The 4,071-nt window shown below is 72.5% G+C and carries 2 protein-coding genes; both read right to left on the bottom strand.

All coding sequences use genetic code 11. The annotated features are described in order from the left end of the window. Positions 1–3,160: type VII secretion system-associated protein (locus IJH84_RS19805; RefSeq protein WP_295147362.1), on the bottom strand; the 3,160-nt coding region annotated here is incomplete at its 3' end. 507 nt (positions 3,161–3,667) lie between these two features. After that, positions 3,668–4,071 (bottom strand): CbiX/SirB N-terminal domain-containing protein (locus tag IJH84_RS19800; protein ID WP_295147358.1); only part of this gene is annotated, 404 nt, incomplete at its 5' end.

The raw sequence follows: 4,071 nt of genomic DNA, 5'->3' as shown, positions 1-4,071 counted from the left end.
CCAGCGCCGCGCACACCGCGATGGCCAGCGCCTGCTCACCGACCCGCCCCGCACCGAGCCGGTGCTGGATCTGCTCCGGCGTCGGGGTGCCCTCGGTGGCCAGCTCGATGGCGCGGCGCAACGTCGCGGAGGTCTCCTCGTGACCCTCCCAAGTGGACAGTTCGGTGAGCGCGCGGTCCACCGACTCCGGCAGCGAGCGGCCCGCGAGCAGCTGGCTCACCACCACCGCCAGCGCGCCCGCGGGCAGGAAACCGCTCGGGTGCCCGTGGGTGAGCGCGGCGATGGCCGCGCCGGTCTGGAACGTCTCGGCCGGGTCGCCGGTGCGGAAGCCAGCCGGTGCCGCGCGAACCACTCCGCCGCTGCCTTTGGCGTCGTTGAGCCGGTTGGTCAGCGTGCCGAGCGCCGTACCGCCCGCGTAACCGCGCAGCGCCTGCAGGCAGGTGTCGTCGGGGGAGCGGCGTGCGAACAGGCCCTTCTCCCGGATCAGCCAGCCGTTCGGCGGGATGTCCGCGATCGGGCCGCCCGCGTCCGCCCAGTCGACGCCTTGGGTGTGCAGCCAGCGCTGGTACGCGTGCTGCACCGGCTGCGCCGGGTCGGTGTCGCCGTGCAGGCGGTTGCGGATGCCCGCGCGGATCAGCCCTTCGGCGGTGAACAAGCTGAGCTGGGTGTTCGCGCTGATGGCATGGCCGACCAGGTCGGCCACCCCGGCGCCGCCGTAGTTGCGGCGAATCACTTCGATGGACTCGTCGGCCACCGGGTAGCCGAGCGCGTCCCCGATCGCCGTGCCGAGCAGGCAGCCCAGGATGCGTTCGCCGCCCGGTTCGGCGCGTTCGGTGTCGTGCGCGGGTTTCTGTTCGCGGGCGGGTGCGGTCTTGGACGGGGCGGGCCAGGAACCCATGGTCGGCACGATCGGCTCGGCCGCGGACTCGGCGTCCTCCGAGGCCGCGTCGTCCGATGCGGCAGTGTCCGATGCCGCAGTACCCGACGCCGCGGCGGGCTGCGGTTCAGCGGCACCGTCCGCAGTGGACGGTCCAGCGGCCGGGGTCGTTGCCTGCTCGGGGGTCGTGGCCGGATCGGCGCGCTCGGGCGAGGCCTGCTGCGCGGAGTCCGTTTCCGCCGAACTCCGGTCTGCCGTTTCCCCTTGCTGCGTGGCGGATTCCGCACTGCCGGAATCCGCCGGGGACGCATCCCGCTGCTCGGCGGAAGCAGCGCCGGTCTCCGAGGGCTGCGCACCGGGAACCGACAGCCGAGCCACCGGAATGGCATCCTGCTCGGCCGTCTGCTCTTCGGCGGTGTCCGGAGCGGAATCCTGCGCGGCGGTCTCGTCCTGCCCGGCCGGTTCCTCGGCATCCTGCCCGGCCACCCGCGGCAGCTCGGACCCGAACTCGAGCCCGATGACGTCGCGCTCACCCGGATACCGCTGCGACCAGGTCTCGTCGCCGCGCGGCTGCGGCCCGAACTCCACCAGCGCGTCCGCGGCCAGCGACTGAACCGTCTCCCGCAGCCGCAGATCACGCAGCCACACCCCGGGAACCGCCGAAACCCCGTGCTGCGCGCCGACGATCGCGCCGCAGATCGCCGCGGTGGAGTCGCTGTCGCCGGAGTGGTTCACCGCGGCCATCACCGCCGGTCCGACACCGTCGCTGCTCAGCGCCGCGCACACCGCGATCGCCAGCGCCTCGTGCCCGCTCCAGCCGTCACCGAGCAGGTCCTTGACCTGTTCCGGAGTCGGTTCGCCCCGCGCGGCGAGGTCTTCGGCGACCAGCAAAAGGCGTTCGGTCTGCTGGTGCCCGGTGCACTCGGTGAGCAGCTTGTGCGCGTGCGCCAGCGCATCGGTGAGCGACTCGCCGCGCAGCAGCCGGTGCACCAGCACCGCGAGCACCCCGGCGGGCAGGTAGCCGCTGGGCTTCGAGCAGGTCAGCGCGGCGGCCGCGGCGGCGAGCCGGAACACCTCGCGCGGCTCGTCCGACCACAGCGCGATCGGCGCCGCCCGCACCACGCCCGTGTTGTCGTCGGAGTCGTTGATCGCCCGCTCGAACGTGCCGGGTACGCCCGTCGAGGCGAACCCGCGCAACGCGGTGATGCAGTCGCTGTTCGGCGAGCGGACCGCGAACAGCTCGCGCACCCCGGCGAGCAGGCCGTCCGGCTCCGGGTGGGACTGCGCGTACGGCCCGGCCGCGCGCGACCACGCGTAGCCCTGGGTGTGCAGCCAGCGCTGGTAGGCCAGCTGGATCGCGGCCAGCGGCCCGCTTCCCGCGCCACCGCGGGCCGCGATGTGCCCGCGGATCAGCCCCTCCAGCGTGAACATCGCCAGCTGGGTGTCGTCGGTGAACTCGCCCGGGTGCGAACCGCTGCGGTCGTAGTCGGTGACGCCGTGTTCGCCGAAGCGGTTGCGGATCTGCTCGACCGGGTAGAACTCGACCGGCGCGCCCAGCGCGTCGCCCGCCGCGGCGGCCAGCACGCTGCCGATGAAGCGCTGGCCGAAGTCGCTGCTGATCGGATCGGGCGCCTGCTGCTGTCCGCCGGTCGCTTGGCCGCCGGGCACCTGCGCGGGCTGGGTCTCCTCCGGCTGCGCGGCGGGCGCCACCCGCACCCCCGCGGTCTTGATCAGGTCTTCGGCGGGCAGCCGCGCTTTGACCGCGCTGGTCGGGTTGATCTGCAGGTCCATCCCGACCGGGTTGCGCTCGACGAGCTGCCTGCCGGTCAGCCGCTGCCAGCTCGTCCAGTTCGCGGGCAGGAAGCTCTCCGAGGTGAACAGCTGCAGCTGCCGCCTGCCGGAGTCGTGGTCCACCGTGAACAGTCCGCTGCCCTGCGGCTGCGCGAACAGGATCAGCTCCGCGTCCAGCAGTGCGGACAGCAGCGTGGCCGCCTGCGCGTAGCCGGTCGTGGTCAGCTGCAGCGCGCGTTCGACGTCGTTGGTCGGCGCGGGCAGCCGCAGCGCGACCGGTGATGGGCGGTAGTTCGGGTTCGGGGAGAAGTCGTCGGTGAGCTCGCCGCGCTCGTCGACCCGGTATCCGCCGATGAAGCCCCACGGCGGTACTTCCGCGCTCGGGTCGCTGAAGATCGGGTCGACCACGTACAGCCAGGTGTTCGGCTGCTTGCTGGCCTGTTCCCGCATGGCCGGTGTGATCACCGGCCGACTCGGCTGCTGCGTGTTCATCTCCCGCGCTCGCCCCCGACTTGTCGTTCCACCCTGATTCTGCCGCCGAGGTCCACGGTTACTCGCCCGAACGGGGGAGACCGTGCGGCGAGGTCGCTCGGCGAACTGCGGAGCACCACCGCCGTGTGGTTGAACCGCACTCTCTCATGACCACTTGGGGTGAAGTTTAGTGTTCCGGAAAAACACCCTGCGTCAGCGCTGGGGGTCTTTCAGAAGCGGCGGCAGCCGCTTGCGGCGCGGGCCTCCCGGATGTGCGGAATGCCGGAATCCGCCGCGGTGTCCGGCGGCGGCCGGCTGTCGGGGTCGTCGGCCACCGCCGGACTTTCGTGCGCCGCGACTCGTCCGGTCGCACGGGCGGAAATCCTGCCCCGATGTCCGGCGGTGCGGGGATGTTCGCCGGAATTTCGCAAGAACGGCGCAACCCGTGGTGGCAAGCGGTGGTCCGGCGATTGCGCCGGATTCCGCACGACCGGGAAAATCTGGTAATTCTGCTCGAGTTGCGCAGCTTCAGGCCGTGGCCGCGCCGCTCGGCCGGAGCGCTTCGGCGTAGCGGGCGAGGACCAGCTCGGCGACTTCCGGCGCGTCCGCCATCGGCTCCGCGATCAGCGGATCCCGCGCGTGCTCGCGCGCGCTGGTGACCACGCGATCGGTCAGCAAACCCGGCGCCAGGAACCAGAACGCGACCGCGATGCGCCGGGCGCCGCGGGCGTGCAGGTCCGCGACGGCCGTCGGGACGTCCGGGTCGGCCGCGGTCGCGAACGCGGCGCGCGCACCCGCCCACGAAGTCCGCTCCGCGCGGCGCTCGGCGACCTGCGCGACCAGCCGGTTCGCCTGGGCGTGCGCTGAGCCGACCCCGGCCAGGACCACGCCGAGCCCGGATAAAAAAAATGAGCGAACATAGAATAGCAATG

Source organism: Saccharopolyspora sp. (genome assembly GCF_017434145.1).
Classification (GTDB): domain Bacteria; phylum Actinomycetota; class Actinomycetes; order Mycobacteriales; family Pseudonocardiaceae; genus Saccharopolyspora_C; species Saccharopolyspora_C galaxeae.
The sequence above is the reverse complement of the archived record's forward strand: the minus strand, read 5'-3'. Positions and strand labels throughout refer to the sequence as shown.